This is a genomic window from Sphingomonas sp. CCH9-E2, from assembly GCF_001557215.1.
GTDB lineage: Bacteria > Pseudomonadota > Alphaproteobacteria > Sphingomonadales > Sphingomonadaceae > Sphingomonas.
Window position 1 is genome coordinate 1 of sequence record NZ_LSJM01000096.1, and the last position, 1,733, is coordinate 1,733.

A 1,733-nucleotide genomic window follows, 5' to 3' on the forward strand; every position below is an offset into this window, starting at 1 on the left:
CGCTTATCCGTACCCCTCCCGCTTGCGGGAGGGGTTAGGGGAGGGCCTGTCCGCCAGCACGCGCTCGATTTCGGACACTACGCCATCCAAATTGCTCAACACGTCGTTGTTCCAGAATCGGATCACACGATACCCTCGGGCTTCGAGAAATCCGGTCCGTGCTTCATCCGACGCATCGCCGTGCTGGCCGCCGTCCACCTCAATGACGAGCTTCAACGACCTCGCCACGAAATCGCAGAAATAGGGGCCGATCTGGACCTGGCGATTGAAGCGGGCACCGGCTGTCTTGCGTGCGCTGAGGGCTTCCCAAAGGTGCTTTTCTGCTTGCGTGGGATTGTTTCGGAGGGCGCGGGCGCGGGGGGTGTCGCGGGTGGAGCCTTTGTCCTTTGGCATTCGGTCCATTTTGACAGGCCCTCCCCCGACCCCTCCCGCAAGCGGGAGGGGGGGTTGTAGCGCCGTGCCCTTGCGGCAGTCCATTCCCCTCCCGCTTGCGGGAGGGGCTAGGGGAGGGCCTGTCCACCGCCCGTCAGCTCAACGCCGCCTTCACGAGACCGCTCGCCTTGCTCATGTCGAGGCTCGCGGCGTGGCGGGCCTTAAGCTCCGCCATGACGCGGCCCATGTCCTTCATGCCGGTGGCGCCGAGGTCGGCCTTGATCGCCTCGATCGCCGCTGCGGTTTCTTCGGCGCTCATCTGGGCGGGGAGGAAGCGTTCGATCACCGCGACTTCGGCGCGTTCGGCGTCGGCGAGTTCCTGGCGGCCGCCCTTTTCGTACATCTCGATCGATTCGCGGCGCTGCTTGACCATTTTCTGCAGCACTTCGACCACCAGCGCGTCGTCGTCGGTGACCGGTGCCTGGGTGCGCGCTTCGATGTCGCGGTTCTTGATCGCGCTCTGGATCAGGCGGATGGCGGCGGTTCCTTCCTTGTCGCCGCCCTTCATGGCGGTGACGAGGGCGGCCTTGATGTCGTCGCGGATCATTTGGTTTATCTCTCAACTGAATCGGAATTGTCCCCAGATAGTCGCGACAGGCGGTTGACGCGAGGGGGGTAGGGGTCTAGCGGGCAGCGCTTAGCGACATCGCCGGAAAAACTGACAGGAGCGACCTTCTCTGATGGCCGAAGCCACGCCTATTATCGTGCCTGAAGGAGCTACAGGCGTTCTGGTTCTCGCCAGCGGCGAGGTCATCTGGGGCCGTGGATTCGGGGCCGAGGGCGCGGCGGCGGGGGAAGTCTGCTTCCACACCGCGATGACCGGATATCAGGAGATCATGACCGACCCGTCGTTCGCGGGCCAGATGATCTGCTTCACCTTCCCGCATATCGGCAATGTCGGCGCGAACCCCGATGACGTCGAGGCGGACAATCCGCACGCGCTGGGCATGATCGTGCGCGAGGATGTGACCGAGCCGTCGAATTTCCGCAGCGTCGAGCATCTCGACAGCTGGATGAAGAAGCACAACCGCATCGGCCTGTCGGGGATCGACACCCGCGCGCTGACGCGGCGCATCCGCGGCAAGGGCGCGCCGAACGGCGTGATCGCGCATTCGGCGGACGGCGAATTCGATATTCCGGCGCTGATCGCGCAGGCACAGGCCTGGCCGGGGCTGGAGGGCATGGACCTGGCCATCACCGTGACTGCGGAGACGCATTACGGATGGGAAGGCGGGGTTTGGCGGCTGGGGTTCGGGTATGAGGCTGATAAGCCCCTCCCCTTCAGGGGAGGGGTTGGGGGT

The 1,733-nt window shown here is 64.7% G+C and carries 3 protein-coding genes; 1 reads left to right on the forward strand and 2 read right to left on the reverse strand.

The window, feature by feature from the left end; genetic code table 11:
- Nucleotides 1-3: 3 nt before the first annotated feature.
- Together AX681_RS05150 and AX681_RS05155 are read right to left on the reverse strand one after the other, a co-directional pair.
- Entirely contained in the window at nt 4-393 is a 390-nt protein-coding gene (locus AX681_RS05150) for an endonuclease domain-containing protein (RefSeq protein WP_066658770.1), read from the reverse strand.
- 133 nt (nt 394-526) lie between these two features.
- A complete protein-coding gene (locus tag AX681_RS05155) occupies nt 527-979 on the reverse strand; it encodes a GatB/YqeY domain-containing protein (RefSeq protein WP_066681916.1) in 453 nt (150 codons plus the stop codon).
- Between the two features lie 133 nt (nt 980-1,112).
- Here AX681_RS05155 and AX681_RS05160 point away from each other — a divergent pair.
- On the forward strand, nt 1,113-1,733 hold a 621-nt coding region (locus AX681_RS05160), incomplete at its 3' end, for a carbamoyl-phosphate synthase domain-containing protein (protein ID WP_331709986.1).

What these genes read in the sequence shown, in the direction of transcription:
- AX681_RS05150 (WP_066658770.1), bottom strand. Translation starts at nt 393, where the DNA reads ATGCCAAAGGACAAAGGCTCCACCCGCGACACCCCCCGCGCCCGCGCC.
- AX681_RS05155 (WP_066681916.1), bottom strand. Translation starts at nt 979, where the DNA reads ATGATCCGCGACGACATCAAGGCCGCCCTCGTCACCGCCATGAAGGGC.